We start from the raw sequence: 18495 nt of genomic DNA, 5'->3' as shown, positions 1-18495 counted from the left end.
AACACTTAGCCTTTCTTGGACGCGCGGAAGGCGGCGACGGCGTCCACCGCCGAGCGCACCGACGCCTCGATGGCGGCCCAGTCGCCCGATTTCACGGCGTCATCGGTTACCAGTTTGGAGCCCATGCCCGCCGCGACGATGCCCGCGCCGAACCATTTGGCGATCGACGCCTCGTCCGGATCGACGCCGCCCGTGGGCATGGCCTTGACCCAGGGCATCGGGCCCTTGACCGCCTTGACGAAGTCCGGTCCGCCGACCGACGAGCCGGGGAACAGTTTGACGATGTCGCAGCCCAGTTCGTGCGCCTCGCCGATGTCGGTCACCGACCCGCAGCCGGGGAAATAGGCGACCATGCGACGGTTGCAGACCTTGGCCACGTCGGGGATCAGGCAGGGGCTGACCACGAACCGCGCGCCCCGGTTCAGATACAGCGACGCCGTGCCCGCATCGACCACCGAACCGATGCCCAGCACTACGTTCGGGTCGGTCTTGATCAGTTCGCGATTGATCTCGCCGAACAGGTCGCAGGCGAAGTCGCCGCGATTGGTGAACTCGACCACCGGCGCCCCGCCGCGCGCGCAGGCGCGGATGACGTTCAGGCTGACCTCGGCGTCGGGATGATAGAAGACCGGGCACACGCCCTGGGTCTGAAGCGCCTGAAGCACGCTGACGCGATCATGGGCCATGGACGGGTTCCTCTGCGATAGGTTCGCGTCCGACCTCCGCTGTCGCGAACGCGAGGTCAAGTCAAACCGCGTTAGCGCGGACGTTCTCTTGACGGCATGTGGCGAAAGGCGGACCGTTGTTCGGTCAATCGCCTGTGGGAGAAGCAGGATGTTCGCCGCCCTCGCCGTCGTCGCCCTTCTGACCGTCCAGGATCCGCCGCCCGCCGCCGACATGGACGGCGCCTGGTCCGTCGATCTGGCGACCGATCCGGCCCAGCCCTATCACCAGCCCATGAACCTGACGCTCCAACCCGATGGCGTCGTGACGGGCGACTTCTACAACAGCCGCATTGAGGCGGGCCGATGGAAGCGCCAGCACGGCCGGCTGTGCGTCTCGTTCCGAACGACCGACGGCGCAGGCCCCTATCATACGGCGGCGTGTCTTGCGGGCGATCATGTCGAGGGTCAGACCTGGGCTGAACACCGCAACTTCGTCTTCATCTGGCGCGCCGAAAGACCCTCTTGAAGCCTCGCCGCTCTAGCCCATCTGTCAGGGAAGGGAGCGGGGGATTTCATACGAATTAGACGAATTAGACTCTATTTTTCGCCGTCGGGTCTGATTGACGGTCAGCGTCGATGGGCCAGGTCGGCCAGCCGACTGACCAAGGCGCTGTCGGTATCGAACAGCGGATCCAGAACCGTGAAATGGTTTAGGCCGGGCAGGGCCTCGAACCGCGTCTCGGCTCCGGCGTCGGCCCAGCGCGCGGCCATGTCGCGGCTTTGATCAACAAAGGCCTCGCTTTCCGCACCGCCCACGATGCAGTCCAGAACCGCTCCGGCGGGCGCCGGCCAGCGGATCGGCGACAGGGCCTCAGCCTCGGCCGTACTCAGGTCCAGGGCGATGTTGAGCGAGGTGGGGAGCAGCGGCTCCAGATCGAACACGCCCGAGAGGGCGACCGCCGCCGAGGCCCGCCCGTCCGCCAGCAGGCAGGCCGCCATATGCCCGCCCGCCGAATGGCCGCTGACGATGGGCGCGGCGCCGGTGCGGTCGCGGATCAGATCGACCGCCGCCCGTGCCTGATCGACGATCCGGCCCAGCCGCACGCTGGGCGCCAGGTCATAGGTCGGGATGGCGACGCTGACGCCGTGGGTCAGCAGGGGGGGCGCGACGAAGCTGAACCAGCCCGCATCCAGCGCCTGCCAGTAGCCGCCGTGCAGGAAGACCACGACCGGCGCGCCGTCTCCGGCGTCGAACCAGTCGATCCGCTCGCGCTCGCCCGGGCCGTATTTCAGGACCTGCGGCGGATGAGCGGCGCGGGCGGTCTCTGATCCCGCCTTCCAGCGCGCCATCACGGCGGGATGGTCGGGGACCAGGGCGCGGTTGTTGTATTGCGCCTCCAGCACGGCGTCTGTGTCTTGCGGCTTACCCGTCACGTCTTCGTCCGCTAGAAGCGCCCTCGAACCAGAGGACTGATCCGCCATGATGACCGCCATCTTTGTCTTCATCAAATGCGAGCTGGGCTACGCCAACGACGTGGCGGCCGATATCGTGGACAATGTCGAGAACGTCTCGGAGGTCTATTCCACCTCGGGTCAGCACGATCTGCTGGCCAAGTTCAACCTGCCCCGCGACGCCGACATCGGCACCTTCGTGACGAAACAGGTCCAGACGCGGCCGCACGTGCGCGACACCTTCACGGTCATCACCTTCTCGCCCTTCCTGCCTTCGAAGGTTTAGGGCGCGGCCTTTCGCCTGACCTTGTCCTTGCGGTCCTCGGCCTCGTCGTCGTCGCCGACCTTTTCCTCGACCGTGGCCGACAGGCGCTGGAAGACGCCCAGGCCCACCAGCACCAGCACCGAGGCGATCAGCAGGGCGGTGGGATAGAGCAACTGCGCCACGTCCTCGCGCGCCGTCTTGAACACGACGACCAGGGCTTCGAGAAACAGGGCGATGACGATGGTCGACAGGAACTTGGTCAGGCTGCGCCGGGCCTCGGCGGCGCTGCGCTTTTCGTTGCCGCGCCGGACCTCGTCCTCGAAGATGTATTTGGCCACGTCGAAGACGGCGATGGCGACGATGACATAGCCCAGCACGTCCAGAACCGCGTCTGCGCCGGACTTGTCGGGCGAGCCGATGCCCACCAGCGCATCCTTCACACCGAACCCGATCAGGGCCATGGCCGCCAGCAACAGCAGCAGGCTGGCGAAGGCGAACACCGCCCGTGTCAGATAGGTCATGGAAATCTCTCCGCGAGGCCACAGCAACGCGCCAACCGCCAAGCTGTTGCCTGACGGGCAAAGGGTGACGCTGGCGCCGGGGACGGCTAAACGAGGGGCATAGGGAGACACGACATGACGCGATCCAACGCGCCCGCCTACATGACCGGTTTCGGCAATCATTTCGCGACCGAAGCCGCGCCCGGCGCCCTGCCGGTGGGTCGAAACTCGCCGCAGAAGACGCCGATGGGCCTGTATGCCGAACAGCTGTCCGGCACGGCCTTCACCGCCCCGCGCGCCGAGAACCGGCGCAGCTGGCTCTATCGCCTGCGTCCCTCGGCCCAGCATGGGCCTTACACGCCCTTCGATCAGGGGCGGGTCCGCTCCGGTCCGTTCGACGAGACGCCGCCAAATCCCAACCGGATGCGCTGGGACCCGCTGCCGATGCCGCAGGCTGCGACCGACTGGGTCGAGGGGCTGACGACCTATGGCGGCAACGGCGAACCGGACGGCGGCGCCGGGGCGGGCATTCACCTGTATGTCGCCAACCGATCGATGACCGACCGGGTCTTCTATGACGCCGACGGCGAACTGCTGATCGTGCCTCAGGAAGGCGACCATCGCTTCGTCACCGAATTCGGTGTGATCGAGGCCCAGCCGGGTCACATCGTGCTGATCCCGCGCGGCGTGCGCTTCCGCGTCGAGGTCGATGGGCCGGTGCGCGGCTATGTCTGCGAGAACTACGGCAGCCCGTTCCGCCTGCCGGATCTCGGCCCCATCGGCGCGAACGGCCTGGCCAATCCGCGCGACTTCGAGACCCCGATCGCGGCCTATGAGGACGTGGATCGCCCGACCGAGTGCGTCCAGAAATACGGCGGCCGCCTGTGGGCCACGACCTTCGATCACAGCCCGTTGGACGTCGTCGCCTGGCACGGCAATCTGGCGCCCTGCCGCTATGCCACGGCGCGGTTCAACACGATCAACACCGTCAGCTACGACCACCCCGATCCGTCGATCTTCACCGTCCTGACCAGTCCGTCCGAGACGCCGGGGACCGCCAATATCGACTTCGTCATCTTCCCGCCGCGCTGGATGGTGGCCGAGGACACCTTCCGCCCGCCCTGGTTCCACCGCAACGTCATGAGCGAGTTCATGGGTCTGGTGACCGGCGCCTACGACGCCAAGGCCGGCGGCTTCGCGCCGGGCGGCGCATCGCTGCACAACCGCATGAGCGGCCACGGCCCGGATCAGGCCAGCTATGACGGCGCGATCAAGGCCGAGCTGAAGCCGCACAAGATCGAAAACACCCTGGCCTTCATGTTCGAGACGCGCATGCCGATACGCGTCACGAAATGGGCGTCGGAATCACCGCAGATGCAGCTCGACTACGACGATTGCTGGTCAGGCTTCATCAAAGGACAGATCTCATGATCCGCACATCCCTCATCGCCGCCGTCGCGCTTTTTGCCGCCGCCTGCTCGCCACAGACCACAGGCGCGGCGTCGGATGCGCCGATGCAGAGCGCCGACGCCGCGTCCTGCGCCACGCGCGGCGGCACGATGAAACAGGTCGGGCGGATGCAGTCCTGGCAGTGCGTCATCTCTTACGCCGACGCCGGCAAGCGCTGCACCGACGGCGATCAGTGCCAGGGCGATTGCCGCATCGAGGGCAACAGCGGCGTGGCGCCGGGGACGGCGGCGACCGGCGTCTGCCAGGCGACCAGCGACCGTTTCGGCTGCAACACGACGGTCGAGGACGGCAAGGCCGGCCCGACCCTGTGCATCGACTGAGGTCGCAGGCACGAAAAAGCCCCCGTCGCGAACGACGGGGGCTGATCCATCCGTAAACGGATTTAGTCGGTCGCCAGACCTTAGTGGGTCGAAGGCGTGTTGGCGGTGGTCATGCCGCCGTCGGCGTTGCCGGCTTGCTGCTCGACCATGTCGGCCTTGCGGTCGGCGTTCTTCTCGACCTGATCGGCCTGGGCGTTCAGGGCGTCGGCCTGAGCGGCGGTCGGAGCGGTCGCGGCCTGCGATTCCAGTTGGTCGGCGCGGGCTTCACCCGTCGCTTCGATGGCGTCGGCTTGCTTTTCAGCGGCCTTGTCGGCGGCGCTTTCACCGCAGGCGGCGACGCCGGCCAGCATGAAGACCGAAGCGGCGGCGATGGCGAACTTCTTCATTTGAGTTTCCTCTCCTAGATGGAAACACACAAACGCTACGGTGACGGTTCGGTTCACGCCCCCGTGAGATTTTCGTGATCGCCCGTCGCGTCAGCCCTCCGACTGGGCGAAGGCGACCCGCGCAGCTCCCAGCAGGGCGGCGTGTTTGTGCATGATCACCTTGGTCGGAATGTCCTGCATATATTCCTTGAACCGGCCCTTGCGCTCGAAACGCTGGCGGAAAGGGCTGGTCTTGATGAAGGGCAGGATGCGCGGAACGATGCCGCCGGCGATATAGACGCCGCCGCGCGCGCCGGTGGTCAGGGCGATGTCGCCGGCGACCGCGCCCAGGATGGCGCAGAAGCGGGCCAGGGTCGCGCCGCATGGGCTGTTCGGATCGGCCAGGGCCGTTGCGGTGATCTGAGCGGGATCGTCGATATGGGTCTCGCGTCCGTCGATCTCGGCCAGCGCCCGGTGCATGTTCAGCAGGCCCGGCCCACAGATCAGACGCTCGATCGACACCCGGTCATAGCGGCGACGCAGGATGCGCAGGATTTCGTCCTCGACCGGATCGCCGGGGGGGAAACAGGCGTGCCCGCCCTCGGACGGCATGGCCATCTCCTTGCCGGCCGCATCGCGCACCAGGGCCGAGACGCCGAAGCCTGTGCCGGGGCCGAGCACCGCGACGGTGCAGTGCGGATCGCCGTCGACCGGGCCGCCCAAGCTTTCCAGCTGGTCTTCCGGCACGATGGGCGCGCCCCAGGCCAGGGCCTCGAAATCGTTGATCAGCTTGACCGGCTTCAGCCCCAGGGTCTGAAGCTCCGCCTCCGACACCTGCCAGGGCGAGTTGGTCAGGTCGATGGCGCCGTCCGTGACCGGACCGGCGACAGCGATCACGCCGCCCGTCGGCTTGACCTCGCAGCCGTCGATGAAGGCGGCGACGCCTTCCAAGAAGGTCGGATAGGTCTCGGCCGGGAAGCTCTCGTGGTGGTCCAGCACGGGCTTGCCGTCCACTATGCGGGCCACGGCGAAGCGGGCGTTCGTGCCGCCGACATCGCCGACGAGAAGGGTCTTGTCATTCATTGGGCGTTTCCTGCGCTCGGTTCGGTGGATCAGGCGTCCACGGTCCGATCGACGAAGTTGGGATTGGGCGGGGTGTCGTCGTTCCCGCGCGAACCGGTCGGCAGGGCGAAACAGACCGTCGCTCCCTGTTCGGCGGTGGTGACCACATGGCGGAAGGCGCCGAACAGTTCACGGCCATAGCCCCAGGACGAACCCTCGGCGTTGACCGCCGACCGGGCGGCCAGCGGACGAGCCGTCAGGTCGGATACGCCGACGGTGGTCAGAACCCCGGCCTCGGCGTCCAGGCGGATGATGTCGCCGTCCTGAACATGGGCCAGCGGGCCGCCGGCCAGGGCCTCGGGCGAGACGTGGATAGCGGCGGGCGTCTTGCCGCTGGCGCCCGACATGCGGCCGTCGGTGACGAAGGCGACCTTGAACCCCTTGTCCTGAATGACCGACAGGGCCGGCGACAGGCTGTGCAGTTCCGGCATGCCGTTCGCCTTGGGTCCCTGGAAGCGTAGGACCACGACCACGTCGCGGAACAGTTTGCCGTCCCGGAAGGCCTGGAGTGCGTCTTCCTGGGTCTCGAACACGGCGGCGGGCGCCTCGACGATGCGGTTCTCGGGTTTGACCGCAGAAATCTTGATGACCGCGCGACCCAAGTCGCCCTGAACCAGACGCAGGCCCCCCTCCTTGTCGAAGGGATTGGACGCCGGGCGCAGGATGTCGAGATCGAGGCTTTCCTTGACCCCGTCGCGCCAGACCAGTTCGCCGTCCACCATCGACGGTTCCTGGAAATAGGCCTGGATGCCCTGACCCATGATGGTCGTGACGTCGGTGTGGATATTGCCCGCCATCGCCAGCTCACGAGCGATGAAGGCGACGCCGCCGGCGGCCTGGAAGGCGTTCACATCCGCCGAACCGTTCGGATAGACCCGCGCCAGCAGCGGCGTGACCGACGACAGCTCGTCCATGTCGGTCCAGTCGATCAGCACGCCTGCCGCCCGCGCCATAGCGACCAGGTGAATGGCGTGATTGGTCGAGCCGCCGGTGGCCAGCAGGGCCACGATCATGTTGACGATGGATTTCTCGTCGATGACGTCGGCCATGCGGCACTCGCCGCTGCGGGCCAGTTCGACCGCCCGTTTCGCCGCCGCCGCCGTCAGGGCGTCGCGCAGGCCGGTGTCGGGATGGACGAAGGCGGTGGAGGGCATGTGCAGGCCGCCCAGCTCCATCATCATCTGGTTGGAGTTGGCCGTGCCATAGAAGGTGCAGGTGCCGGGCGAGTGATAGCTGCCGATCTCGCTTTCCAGCAAGGTCTGACGATCCACCTTGTTCTGCGCATATTCGGCGCGAACCCGAGCCTTTTCCGCGTTCGGAATGCCCGATGGCATCGGGCCTGCGGGTGCGAAGACGACCGGCAGATGGCCGAAGGCCAGGGCGCCCATGAACAGGCCCGGTACGATCTTGTCGCACACGCCCAGCATTAGACCGGCGTCGAAGGCGTCGTGGGTCAGGGCGATGCCCGCCGACATGGCGATCAGGTCGCGGCTGAACAGCGACAGCTCCATGCCCGGACGACCCTGGGTGACGCCATCGCACATGGCCGGGGTGCCGCCGGCGACCTGGGCCGTGGCGCCGACCTCGCGCACGGCCTTGCGCACCACGTCGGGGAAGCGCTCGAACGGCTGGTGGGCCGAGAGCATGTCGTTATAGGCGGTGACAATGCCCAGATTGGGCTTGGACCCGTCCATCGCGGTCAGCTTGTCGGCGATGGTCTGGCCGGCGAAGGCGTGGGCCCAGTTGGCGCAGGACAGTTTGGCGCGTCCGGCGCCGCTGTCGCGGGCGGCGTCCATGCGACGGATGTAGTCGGCGCGGGTCTCGCGGCTTTTCTCGACGATGCGGGCGGTGACCGCGGCGACCGTAGGATGAAGCGCCATTTCAGCCTTCCTCCGTCCACAGAACTTCAAGGGGAACGCCTGCGGCGATCAGGGCGGCGATGGGCTGGATATTGGGATCGCCCTGGGCCTGTTCTTCGAAGACACGACGCTTGGCGGCGCCCTTCAGGCCCAGGATCACCCGGCCCGCAGACATCAGATAGGGCAGGTTAATCGACAGCCGTTCGAGTGTCGGCGCCATGCCGTCGCGCCCATGCGGCACGCCCAGCACCGTGGGCTTCAACGTCGGCGTCAGCAGGGTCTTCAGCGTCGGGCTTTCGGGGAACATGGAGCAAATATGGCCGTCCTCGCCCATGCCCAGCAGCACCGCATCGAACCGCCCGCCGGCATCGGCCAGGGCCTTGGCCGCCACGATGGCCGCGCGGTCCACGGTGACCTCGGGCGTATAGAGCGGGATGAAGCGGGCCGTCGCCGCCTTGTCCTGAAGAAGCACGTCGCGGATCAGACGGGCGTTCGAGTCCGGCGAGGTCTCGGGCACATACCGCTCGTCCACCAGGGTCACGGCGATTTTAAACCATTTCAGATCGGTCGCCGCCAGGCGGCGATAAACGGGTGCGGGCGTCGAACCGCCGGGACCGGCGAACAGGGCCTGGCCGTGATCACGGACGGACGCGCCAAGCGTTTCGGCCAGACGCGCGGCGATGGCTTCGGCCCAAGCCTCGACGGAGGCGAAGGCTTCGATGGCGGGGGTCTCAGACATCGGTGGTATTCCAGTCGCGGCCGGTGCGGGCCATCAGCATGTCGGCGCTGTCGGGGCCCCAGGTTCCGGCGACGTAGTCGTCGGGCTTCAGACCGGATTCGGCCCAGGCCTCAGACACCTCGTCCACCCATTTCCAGGCCTGCTCGGCCTCGTCGCGCCGCACGAACAGGGTCGAGTCCCCCGCCATCGCGTCCAGCAGCAGGCGCTCATAGGCGATGCGGCGACGCGGCGGGGCGGCGGACTTGCCGTCCACCCCCCACGACAGGCTCATCTTGATCGGCTGCAATTGCATGCGCTGATCCAGGCCCGGACGCTTGTTCATCACCGTCAGAGAGATGTCTTCCTCGGGCTGCAGCTCGATGATCATCCGGTTGGCCTGAACCTCGCCGCGATCGTCGCGGTCGAAGATCGAGTGGGGCACCGGCTTGAACTGGATGACGATCTCGGTGCGCTTCTCGGGCAGGCGCTTGCCGGTCCGCATAAAGAAGGGCACGCCTGCCCAGCGCCAGTTGTCGATGTCGGCGCGAACGGCGACGAAGGTTTCGGTGTCGGACGGCTGGCCGCGTTCCTCGTCATAGCCCTTGGCCGGCTTGCCCTCCGAGACGCCCGCCACATACTGACCCCGCACGGTCACGCGCTCGGCTTCGTCAGGCGTGATCGGGCGCAGGGAGCGCAGCACCTTGACCTTCTCGTTGCGCACCGAGTCCGGGTCCAGGTCGCTGGGCGGCTCCATCGCCACCAGGCACAGCAGCTGCAGCATGTGGTTCTGCAGCATGTCGCGCAGGGCGCCGTATTCGTCATAGTAGGGCCAGCGGTCGCCGACCCCCACCGTCTCACCGATCGTGATCTGCACGTGGTCGATGGACAGGTTGTTCCACAGCGGCTCGAAGATCGTGTTGCCGAACCGCAGCGCGATCAGGTTCTGGACCGTCTCCTTGCCCAGATAGTGGTCGATGCGGAACACCTGGTTCTCGCTGAAGGCGTGGGCCACGGCGTCGTCGATTTCGAGGAAGGACTTCAGGTCGCGCCCGACCGGCTTTTCCAGCACGATGCGGCAGTTCTTTTCGGCAAGGCCCGCCGCCTTCATCGCCGTGACGATGCGGGCATAGAGCGAAGGGGATACGGCCAGGAAGGAGGTGACCTCGCCGTCGCCGACCTTGTCCTTCAGCGGCTTCAGGCTTTCGGGCGAGGTGGCGTCCACCGCCAGATAGTCCAGGCGGGCCTTCATCCGCGACCAGCTGGCTTCGTCCCAAACCTTGTCCGCCTCGGCGCGCGCCTTCACCGCCTCGTGCACCTTGGCGATATAGTCGTAGGCGCTCTCTTCCGAACGCGCGGCGCCGATGATCTTCAGTCCTTCAGGCAGAAGGCCGTCGTGTTCGAGGAAGTAGAGCGACGGCAGGAGCATGCGCATCGCCAGATCGCCGCCACCGCCAAACAGAATGAGAGCCGCCATGTCTTGTCCCTCGATGATCCCATTTGTCGGGACGCACGCCTTTACGGTCTAGCCGCTGTCTTTGGCCGCTTCCGCTCGCGAGGCCAACACGTCCAGCACGTCCTGAAACACCATGTTACGGGCATGGAGAAGAACGAGCAGGTGATAGATCAAATCCGCAGCCTCGCTGGCGAGTTCCTCGTCCGGGCCGGCGACGCCGGCCAGAGCGGTCTCCACGCCCTCTTCGCCGACCTTCTGGGCGATGCGTTTGGGCCCCTGCGCGACCAGTCGGGCGGTCCAGCTTTCGGACGGATCGGCAGCGGCCCGTTTGGCGATGGTTCGCTCCAGCCGGGCGATCCGACCCAAGCCCGGCGCGTCGGCCTCTCCGAAACAGCTCGTTCGGTTCAGGTGGCAGGCGTTTCCGACCGGCCTGACGCCCAACACGATGGCGTCGGCGTCGCAGTCGGCCGTGATGGAGACGACGTAAAGCCGGTCGCCCGAGGTCTCGCCTTTTCTCCAACGCCCCCCGCGCGAGCGTGAGAAGAAGGTAGCTTCGCCGGAGGCGATCGTCTCGTCCAGCGCCGCGCGATCCATATAGGCCAGGGTCAGGACCTGCAGCGTCGCGGAGTCCTGAACCACGACAGGGACCAGGCCGTCGCCCTTGGCGAAGTCGATGGTGTTCGGGTCGATCATGGTCGTTGTTCCTGATCCTCCACCGCGAAGCGGGGGAGGGGGACCGCGCGCAGCGCGGTGGAGGGGGCGAAATCGGGCAAGGTGCTGAATGTCGCGAGACAGTGTCTGAGGTCGCCCCCTCCACCGCTTCGCGGTCCCCCTCCCCCGTTCCGCTGCGCTTCTCGGGGGAGGATCATGTGCGCATCTCCAACCCTTGCTGCGCCAGATAGATCTTCAGGTCGGGAATGGCGATGGCGCCGGTGTGGAACACGCTGGCGGCCAGGGCGCCGGAGACGTCGGCCTGTTCGAACACAGCCTTGAAATGCTCGGGCGCGCCGGCGCCGCCCGAGGCGATCAGGGGAATGGTCAGGCGTGCTCGCGCGGCGGACAGTTGCTCGATGTCATAGCCGCGCCGAACCCCGTCCTGATCGATGCAGTTCAGCACGATCTCTCCGGCGCCCAGGCTCTGCGCCTCGTCCAGCCAGTCCAGGGTGCGTTTGCCGGCGAGGCGGCGCGCGGACGCGTCGCCGGTGTATTGGTGGACCACCCAGTCGCCGTCTTCGAACCGGCTGTCGACGCCGACGACGACGCATTGGCTGCCCAGCCGCGCAGCCATGTCGGCGATCAGTTCGGGCCGTTCCAAGGCGGGAGAGTTGATCGAGACCTTGTCCGCCCCGTGGTCCAGGCAGCGCGCCGCCTGCTCCACGGTGCGAATGCCGCCGGCGACGCAGAAAGGAATGTCCAGCAGTCGGGCGATGTCCTTGATCCAGCCGTAGTCCAGCGTCCGCCCTTCGGGACTGGCGGTGATGTCGTAGAAGACCAGTTCGTCGGCACCCGCATCGCGATAGCGGGCGGCCAGCTCGGCCGCGTCGCCCATGTCGGTGTGACCGACGAACTTCACGCCCTTGATCACCCGGCCGTCCTTTACGTCCAGGCAGGGGATGATCCGCCGAGCGGTCATCTGACCGCCCCGCTTGATGCAGGATGGACGGTCATGAGCGTTTGGCTGCCGCGATGGCTTCGGGCAGGGTGAAGCAATTCTCGTAGAGCGCGCGTCCGACAATGGCCCCGTGACAGCCCAGCGCCTTGACCGCCGCGATGTCGTCCAGCGAGGAAACGCCGCCCGAGGCCTGCAGCACCAGATCCGGCCGACGGCTGCGGATCTCGGCCAGCAGGTCCAGGTTCGGCCCGGTCAGGGCGCCGTCGCGACCGACATCGGTCACCAGCAGGTGTTTGGCCGTCCCCTTGGGATACCGATCCAACGCCTCCCAAAGCGTCATGCCCGAGGACTGGGTCCAGCCCTTCAACGCGGGGACCGGCACGTCGTCCTCGATCTTGACGTCCAGGGCCAGGGTGATGCGCTCGACGCCGAAGGTCTCCAACCAAATCGCCACCGCCTCGGGTTGGGTGACCGCCAGCGATCCGACCACGACGCGTGACACGCCGGCGTCCAGCAGCTTTTTCACATCGTCGGCGCTGCGCACGCCGCCGCCCGACTGAACCTTGACGTCGATGGCCTGGGTCAGTTCGCCGATCAGGGCGTGCTGGCGCGCCTCGCCCGCCTCGGCCCCGTCCAGATCGACGACATGAATCCACTCCGCGCCCTCGGCCGCGAAGGTCGTCAGGCGCGCGGCCGGCTGCTGGTCGTAATGCGTCACCTGGGCGAAGTCGCCGTGCATCAGGCGCACGCAGACGCCGTCCTTCAGGTCGATGGCGGGGTAGATCAGCATGGCAGGCCCAGGAAGTTCTTGAGGATGGTCGCCCCGGCCTCGGCAGAGCGTTCGGGGTGGAACTGGCAGCCCCAGCGGTTGGCGGATCGAACCACAGCTGGAACGACGCCGCCATAGTCGGCGCGCGCCAGGGTCGCCGGTCCGTCGGGACAGACGAAGCCATGGACGAAATAGGCATAGGCGCCGTCGGCGACGCCCTCCAGCAAGGGGTCGTCGCGGTCGCGCGTCAACCGGCTCCAGCCCATGTGCGGCACGGGCAGATCGCCCGCAGGCGTCAGCCGGGTCACCGCGCCGGGAATGAGGCCCAGCAGATCGAAGCCGTCGCCCTCGTCGCTTGATCCGAACAGCAGTTGCTGACCCAGGCAGACACCCAGCAGCGGGCGCGTGAAGGCGCGGATCGGCGCGATCAGACCCAGGTCCGACAGGCGCTTCATGGCGTAGCCGGCGGCGCCAACACCAGGCAGGATGACCCGTTCAGCCTCGGCGATGACGGCGGGATCGTCGGTCAGGCGCACGGTCGCGCCCAGCCGCTCCAGCGCGAACTGGACCGAGGCGACATTGCCGGCGCCGTAGGCGATGATTGCGACCTCGGTCACAGAACCCCCTTGGTGGACGGCACGGCGTCGCCTTCGACGCGGATGGCCTGGCGCAGGGCGCGGCCGAAGGCCTTGTAGACGGCTTCGGTCTTGTGGTGGTCGTCCCGGCCCGTGACCTTGACGTGCACGGCCGCGCCCATGGCCTCGGCCAGCGACCGGAAGACGTGGGCGGTCAGGTCGGTGCGGTAGTCGCCGATGAACGGCGTCTCGAACGCTCCCTCGAACAGCGGATACGGGCGGCCGGAAAGATCGATCGAGACCGTGGCGTTGGCCTCATCCATCGGCAGGACGAAGCCATAGCGGGCGATGCCCTTGCGCTCGCCCAGCGCCTGTTTCAACGCCTGGCCCAGGGCGATGGCGCTGTCCTCGATCGTGTGGTGCGGATCGGTGTGAAGGTCGCCTTCGCATTGCAGGCGCAGCGAGAAGCCGCCGTGGGCCGCGATCTGCTCCAGCATGTGATCGAAAAAGCCGACGCCGGTCTCGATTTTCACCGGACCGGGCGCATCCAGATCGACGGCGCAGACGATCCGGGTTTCCTTGGTGTCGCGCACCGCCTGACCAACGCGCGCCGGGCGGCGCTTGGCGGGCGTCAGGCCGAAGGCGGCGAGCAGCCGGTCGTTGACCTCGGACTTGATCGAGATCGGCAGGCGCAGACGCTCGCCAGACAGATCGGCCTCGACGCCGTAGGCTTTCAGACCGGCCAGGGCCGCGGCGGGCTCCTCGGGGCGGGCCATGATGATGGGACCGACGCCTGGTTCGACCGGCATCTGACGACCCAGTTCGCGCACGACCCGTTCGCGCTCGCGCCGGACCGAGGCGATCCGCTCGGCGGTCTCGATCATCCGCGACGGATCGAGCGCCTGCATCGCCAGCCGCACCAGCGGTTCTGGCAGGGCATAGGGTTCCAGCACCGACGCCAGACGCGCCAGGGTCTGTGTTTGCGCGATCACCGCGCCGACGCGGGCGCCGGCGAGACCATAGGCCAGGGACAGGCTGCGCAGCACGACCAGGTTCGGCTGATCGGCGACAACGGTCACGGCCGAGACGCTGTCGGAGAACTCGATCAGTCCCTCGTCCACCACCAGCAGGGCGGGGGCGACGCGGGCGGCCATCTCGGCGACGGCTTCGGGCGAGCCCAGGGCGCGGATGACGACGATATTTTTCTCTGGGGCCGTTTCGCCCTTGGCCGGATAGATCGCGGCTAGGCTGTCATAGGGCTCGGCCTTCGGGGCCTCGACCGATCCGCCGTCGCGGGCGGCGAGGCGCCAGGTCAACTCCAGCCCGTGGGTCAGGCCGCGCACCGGCAGAACCTGTTCGGCAGGCACGCCATAGACGGCGGCCATCCGAGCGGCGAGGACGGAGGCGTCGCCGGGATAGCGATCCAGACCTTCGCCGCCGGAAACCAGCGGCGGATAGGGAGCGGGCAGGGTCATCCCTCGCTCCTCAGATCGGCGGCGCGGGCGTGGGCTTCCAGGCCCTCCATCCGGGCCAGGCGGGCGGCGATGGGCGCCAGCTGACGTGCGCCGGCCTCGGTCACCAGCTGGACCGACATGGTGGTCATGAAGCTGGCGGTGGTGACGCCGCCCAAGGTGCGGGCGCCGCCATCGGTCGGCAGGACGTGGCTGGGACCGGCGGCATAATCCCCCAGCGTCTCGGCGGCGAACCGGCCGACGAAGACGGCCCCGGCAGCCTTGATCGAATCGACCAGAGGCTCGGGATCGTCGATCTGGATCGCCAGGTGTTCGGGGCCATAGAGGTTGACGACTTCTGCGGCGGCGTCGAGGTCGCGGACCAGGATGGCGCGGGCCTCGTTCAGAGAGGCGCGGGCGATGGCTTCGCGGGGCAGGGTTGCGACCTGCACCTCGACCTCGCTCAGGATGTAGTCGATGGTGGCGCGGCTGGTGGAGACCAGCAGAACCTGCGCATCCGCATCGTGTTCGGCCTGGCTGAGCAGGTCGGCGGCGGCGATCTCGGGCGCGGCGTCGCGATCGACGATGACCATCAACTCCGACGGGCCGGCGGGCATGTCCACGGCGGGGCCGCCGGGAAGGGCCGAGGCCTGCTTCTTGGCCTCGGCCACATAGGCGTTTCCGGGTCCGAACAGCTTGTCGCAGGCGGGAATGACCCCGTCCTCCAGTTCGACGCCGAATGTCAGGGCGGCGATGGCCTGGGCCCCGCCCATCAGCCAGACGGCGTCCAACTCCGCCTCTGCGGCGGCCAGGATCATGGCGGGGTGGATGCCGCCATCCTTGTTCGGCGGCGTGACGGCGACGCGCTGGCCCACACCCGCGACCCCGGCCGGAATGGCCAGCATCAGCAGGGACGAAAACAGCGGCGCGGTGCCGCCGGGAATGTAGAGGCCGGCTGAGGCGAGGGGACGCCAAGCCAGTTTCGACCGCACGCCGGGCGTCGTCTCGACAAAGGGGGTGTCCTCGGGCCGGGTCGCCTGGTGGAAGACCCGCACATTGTCGGCCGCCATGCGCAGGGCGCGCACGTCGCCGGGCGGCAGGGCGTTGCGCGCCTCGGCCACAGTCTCGGGCGTGATGGCGATGCGACGGGGCGGCGCCTTGTCCAGCTTCAGGCACCAGTCGGTTACGGCCTCGCCGCCGCGCTGGCGCACGTCGTCCAGGATGGCGCGCACCACCTCGGTCACGTCGCCGGCGGTGCGTTGGGCCGGGCGGGCCAGGGCGGCCGTCTTGCCGGCCGCATCGAGGGAAGACCAGTCGATGCGTTTCATCACATCATCTTCTCGATCGGCAGGACCAGGATGGCCGAGGCGCCGGCGGCCTTCAGCTTTTCAAGCGTTTCCCAGAAGACCGCCTCCTGACAGACGGCGTGGACGGCGACCGCATCGTCGCGACCCATCAAGGGCATGACGGTGGGCGAGCCTGCGCCGGGCAGGATGGCGGTGATCTCGTCCAGCGCCGAGCGCGGGGCGTTCAGCATGACGTATTTTGCGCCTTGCGAGGACACCACGCCCGCCATCCGCTCGATGACGCTGTCCAACAACTGCTGCAGCGCGGGCTCGGGCGCGACGGGCGACTGGATCAGCACGGCCTGGCTTTCCAGAACCGTATCCTTGGCCCCCAGGCCGTTGGCCTCCAGCGTCGCGCCGGTCGAGACCAGGTCGCAGATGGCGGCGGCCAGCTTAAGCCGGGGCGCGACCTCGACGGCCCCGCGCATGACCACAATGTCGGCCTTGACCCCGCGTTCGTCGAGGAAGCGGCGCAGGATCTTCGGGTAAGAGGTGGCGATACGCAGACCGTCGAGCGAGGCCGGACCGTCATAGGCCAGCGTCGGAGGCGTGGCGATCTTGAGCGTGCAGCGACCAAAGCCCAGCGGCATGACGACCGAGGCGTTCGGTCCGCCGTTGCGGCCTTCCTCCAGCACATTCTCGCCGACGATGCCCAGATCGCACACGCCGTCCGCCACGAAGGTGGGGATGTCGTCGTCGCGGACGCGCAGCAGGTCGATCGGATAGTTCTCGACCCGGTACAGCAAGTCGTTGTGACCCTTGACCCATTTCAGGCCCGCGTCGCGGATCAGGTCGAGGCTGCGGTCGGCCAGACGGCCGGATTTCTGGACGGCGATGCGAAGCCGGCCCTGCACGGTGCTCATGTTCGGATACTCAGTTCTTGGTCTTCAGGCGGTCCAGGGCGAGGCGATAGCCCTGATGCGGCATGTCTTTCAGATAGCGGGCGACGCGAACGACGGTGGTGGGGCTGGCATGGGCCTCTGCGGCGATCTCGCGATAGGATTTGCCGCCGGCGTCGAGCAGGCGCGCCACCTGCCAGCGCTCGGAGAAGGCGCGCAGTTCCGCAGGCGTGCAAAGATCGGCCAGAAAGGCGTCGATCTCGGCGCGCGTCTGCATCGACAGCAGGGCGTCATGCAGGTCGTCACGGGCGGGCGGGGTCGTCATGCGCGTTCCACTATGCTGTAACGGTGGAACGGTCAAGGGGATGTCTAGTGGCGAGTGGCGAGTGGCGCGTGATGAGTGGCGATAAAATTTGGGCATCCGTCGCTTGCTCGCCACTCGTCACTCGCCACTCGCCACTCTAAATGCGTCCCATGACCAAGGTTCTCATCATCGGCGCCGGACACGCCGGCGGCTCCGTCGCGGCCTTCCTGCGGCAGTATGGGCATGAAGGCCCCATCGTGCTGGCGGGCGAGGAGGATGCGCCGCCGTATCAGCGGCCGCCGCTGTCCAAGGCTTGGCTCAAAGGAGAGGCGGATCTGGAGGCGCTGCTGCTGCGGCCTCTGAGTTTCTACGCCGAGCAGAACATCGACTTCCGACCCTCGACGGTCGCCGTGTCGGTGGATCCGGCAGCGAAGACGGTAGCCTTCCACGACGGGTCGTCGGAAACCTACGACATTCTCGTGCTGGCGACCGGATCGACGGCGCGCAAGCTGCCGGTTCCGGGCGGGGACCATCCCGATCTGCTGGAACTCCGCACGATGAAGGACGCCGAGCGACTGAAGGCTGTCCTCGGGCCCGGCAAGCGTCTGGCGGTCGTCGGCGGCGGCTATGTGGGGCTGGAGGCGGCGGCGTCGGCGCGGGCCCTGGGCGCCGAGGCGGTGGTGATCGAGCGCGCGCCGCGCGTTTTGGCCCGGGTGGCGTCCGAGACCTTATCGACCTTCTTCACGGCGCAGCACCGGGCGCACGGCGTCGAAATCCTGACCGACGCTGAGGTAGTCGCTGTGGCCCGCGACGGCGTGAGCCTGGCCGACGGATCGGTGGTGTCGGCGGATGCGGTGTTGGTGGGGGTCGGCGCCCTGGCTTGCGACGCCCTGGCGCGATCGGCCGGCCTGACCTGCGACGACGGCTTGGTGGTGGACGCTGAGGCGCGCACCAGCGACCCGGCGATCTTCGCCATCGGCGACATGACCCGACGACCCATTCCGGTCCACGGCGGCGTGCATCATCGGCTGGAAAGCGTGCCCAACGCCCTGGAGCAGGCCAAACAGGCGGCCGCGGCCATCGTCGGACGGGCCGGACCCACGCCCGAAGTGCCGTGGTTCTGGTCTGACCAGTATGACGTCAAACTTCAGATCGCCGGCCTGCCGTTTGACGCCGACCGACAGGTGGTGCGCGGCGACCCGACGGCGTCGGGCTTTGCGGTCTTCCATCTGAACGGCGACCGCATCGTCTGCGTCGAGGCCGTCAACGCGCCGCCCGAGTTCATGGCCGGCAAGCAGTTGATCGCCAAGGCGACGCCTGTGGACATGGACAAGCTGGCCGATCCGGCGGTGTCGATGAAGGCGGTGGCCGTCGGATAAGGCGTCGCCGCAGTGCAACAAAACTGTTGCG

Annotated in this window: 21 protein-coding genes; 5 read left to right on the top strand and 16 right to left on the bottom strand. The window is 67.6% G+C overall.

Annotated elements, in window-relative coordinates; all coding sequences use genetic code 11:
* Nucleotides 1–5: 5 nt before the first annotated feature.
* The gene (locus tag HF680_RS11160; RefSeq protein ID WP_185225105.1) at nt 6–686 is read right to left on the bottom strand and encodes a bifunctional 4-hydroxy-2-oxoglutarate aldolase/2-dehydro-3-deoxy-phosphogluconate aldolase; all 681 of its coding nucleotides are present in this window, start codon (nt 684–686) and stop codon (nt 6–8) included.
* 148 nt (nt 687–834) lie between these two features.
* On the opposite strand from HF680_RS11160, the gene HF680_RS11155 reads away from it, so the two are divergent.
* Nucleotides 835–1191 (top strand): hypothetical protein, encoded by a 357-nt coding sequence (locus HF680_RS11155; RefSeq protein WP_185225104.1) that lies wholly within the window; start codon nt 835–837, stop codon nt 1189–1191.
* Nucleotides 1192–1292: 101 nt separating this feature from the next.
* Here HF680_RS11155 and HF680_RS11150 read toward each other — a convergent pair whose 3' ends face one another.
* Complete coding sequence (locus HF680_RS11150) at nt 1293–2159, bottom strand: alpha/beta hydrolase (protein ID WP_185225103.1); 867 nt, start codon at nt 2157–2159, stop codon at nt 1293–1295.
* On the opposite strand from HF680_RS11150, the gene HF680_RS11145 reads away from it, so the two are divergent.
* A complete protein-coding gene (locus HF680_RS11145) occupies nt 2146–2403 on the top strand; it encodes an Lrp/AsnC ligand binding domain-containing protein (RefSeq protein WP_045811868.1) in 258 nt (85 codons plus the stop codon). The genes HF680_RS11150 and HF680_RS11145 overlap by 14 nt on opposite strands.
* On the opposite strand, the gene HF680_RS11140 is transcribed toward HF680_RS11145, so the two are convergent.
* Nucleotides 2400–2903 carry a GNAT family acetyltransferase gene (locus HF680_RS11140; RefSeq protein WP_185225102.1) on the bottom strand — a complete coding sequence of 168 codons (504 nt, stop codon included), beginning with the start codon at nt 2901–2903 and terminating at the stop codon, nt 2400–2402. The two genes, HF680_RS11145 and HF680_RS11140, sit on opposite strands and share 4 nt — an antisense overlap.
* A 114-nt stretch (nt 2904–3017) precedes the next feature.
* Between HF680_RS11140 and hmgA the strand changes: the two genes are divergently transcribed.
* Nucleotides 3018–4313 (top strand): homogentisate 1,2-dioxygenase, encoded by a 1296-nt coding sequence (gene hmgA, locus HF680_RS11135; RefSeq protein WP_185225101.1) that lies wholly within the window; start codon nt 3018–3020, stop codon nt 4311–4313.
* Complete coding sequence (locus HF680_RS11130) at nt 4310–4672, top strand: hypothetical protein (RefSeq protein ID WP_185225100.1); 363 nt, start codon at nt 4310–4312, stop codon at nt 4670–4672. Before hmgA ends, HF680_RS11130 begins: the two co-directional genes overlap by 4 nt.
* A gap of 80 nt (nt 4673–4752) precedes the next feature.
* Here the strand turns inward: HF680_RS11130 and HF680_RS11125 are convergent, their stop codons facing one another.
* The 13 genes from HF680_RS11125 to HF680_RS11065 form a co-directional block, all read right to left on the bottom strand.
* Nucleotides 4753–5058, bottom strand: a complete 306-nt coding sequence (locus tag HF680_RS11125; RefSeq protein WP_039244192.1) for a hypothetical protein — start codon at nt 5056–5058, stop codon at nt 4753–4755.
* A 90-nt stretch (nt 5059–5148) separates the two neighbouring features.
* Nucleotides 5149–6120 (bottom strand): glucokinase, encoded by a 972-nt coding sequence (gene glk / locus HF680_RS11120; RefSeq protein ID WP_185225099.1) that lies wholly within the window; start codon nt 6118–6120, stop codon nt 5149–5151.
* 29 nt (nt 6121–6149) lie between these two features.
* Nucleotides 6150–8039, bottom strand: coding sequence for a phosphogluconate dehydratase (edd, locus tag HF680_RS11115; RefSeq protein ID WP_185225098.1), 1890 nt, complete (start codon nt 8037–8039; stop codon nt 6150–6152).
* 1 nt (nt 8040) lies between these two features.
* Nucleotides 8041–8757 (bottom strand): 6-phosphogluconolactonase, encoded by a 717-nt coding sequence (gene pgl / locus HF680_RS11110; RefSeq protein ID WP_045811873.1) that lies wholly within the window; start codon nt 8755–8757, stop codon nt 8041–8043.
* A complete protein-coding gene (gene zwf, locus HF680_RS11105) occupies nt 8750–10210 on the bottom strand; it encodes a glucose-6-phosphate dehydrogenase (protein ID WP_185225097.1) in 1461 nt (486 codons plus the stop codon). The genes pgl and zwf overlap by 8 nt, the downstream gene beginning before the upstream one ends.
* Before the next feature lie 48 nt (nt 10211–10258).
* Nucleotides 10259–10882 carry a bifunctional phosphoribosyl-AMP cyclohydrolase/phosphoribosyl-ATP diphosphatase HisIE gene (hisIE, locus tag HF680_RS11100; RefSeq protein ID WP_045811875.1) on the bottom strand — a complete coding sequence of 208 codons (624 nt, stop codon included), beginning with the start codon at nt 10880–10882 and terminating at the stop codon, nt 10259–10261.
* A 172-nt stretch (nt 10883–11054) separates the two neighbouring features.
* On the bottom strand, nt 11055–11822 hold the full coding sequence (gene hisF, locus HF680_RS11095) for an imidazole glycerol phosphate synthase subunit HisF (RefSeq protein ID WP_185225096.1): 768 nt from the start codon (nt 11820–11822) through the stop codon (nt 11055–11057).
* A 31-nt stretch (nt 11823–11853) separates the two neighbouring features.
* On the bottom strand, nt 11854–12591 hold the full coding sequence (gene hisA, locus HF680_RS11090) for a 1-(5-phosphoribosyl)-5-[(5-phosphoribosylamino)methylideneamino]imidazole-4-carboxamide isomerase (protein ID WP_185225095.1): 738 nt from the start codon (nt 12589–12591) through the stop codon (nt 11854–11856).
* Nucleotides 12585–13187 carry an imidazole glycerol phosphate synthase subunit HisH gene (gene hisH, locus HF680_RS11085; RefSeq protein WP_185225094.1) on the bottom strand — a complete coding sequence of 201 codons (603 nt, stop codon included), beginning with the start codon at nt 13185–13187 and terminating at the stop codon, nt 12585–12587. Before hisH ends, hisA begins: the two co-directional genes overlap by 7 nt.
* Nucleotides 13184–14620 carry an imidazoleglycerol-phosphate dehydratase HisB gene (hisB, locus tag HF680_RS11080; RefSeq protein WP_185225093.1) on the bottom strand — a complete coding sequence of 479 codons (1437 nt, stop codon included), beginning with the start codon at nt 14618–14620 and terminating at the stop codon, nt 13184–13186. The genes hisH and hisB overlap by 4 nt, the downstream gene beginning before the upstream one ends.
* Complete coding sequence (gene hisD / locus HF680_RS11075; protein ID WP_185225092.1) at nt 14617–15924, bottom strand: histidinol dehydrogenase; 1308 nt, start codon at nt 15922–15924, stop codon at nt 14617–14619. Before hisD ends, hisB begins: the two co-directional genes overlap by 4 nt.
* Nucleotides 15924–16805, bottom strand: coding sequence for an ATP phosphoribosyltransferase (gene hisG / locus HF680_RS11070; protein WP_045811881.1), 882 nt, complete (start codon nt 16803–16805; stop codon nt 15924–15926). The genes hisD and hisG overlap by 1 nt, the downstream gene beginning before the upstream one ends.
* Nucleotides 16806–16815: 10 nt before the next feature.
* Nucleotides 16816–17106, bottom strand: coding sequence for a YerC/YecD family TrpR-related protein (locus HF680_RS11065; RefSeq protein ID WP_045811882.1), 291 nt, complete (start codon nt 17104–17106; stop codon nt 16816–16818).
* Between the two features lie 149 nt (nt 17107–17255).
* On the opposite strand from HF680_RS11065, the gene HF680_RS11060 reads away from it, so the two are divergent.
* Nucleotides 17256–18464: an NAD(P)/FAD-dependent oxidoreductase gene (locus HF680_RS11060; protein WP_082064528.1), complete on the top strand. Its 1209-nt coding sequence runs from the start codon at nt 17256–17258 to the stop codon at nt 18462–18464.
* Nucleotides 18465–18495 lie beyond the last annotated feature (31 nt).

The sequence above is a fragment of the Brevundimonas huaxiensis genome, assembly GCF_014218725.1.
GTDB lineage: Bacteria > Pseudomonadota > Alphaproteobacteria > Caulobacterales > Caulobacteraceae > Brevundimonas > Brevundimonas huaxiensis.
The sequence above is the reverse complement of the archived record's forward strand: the minus strand, read 5'-3'. Positions and strand labels throughout refer to the sequence as shown.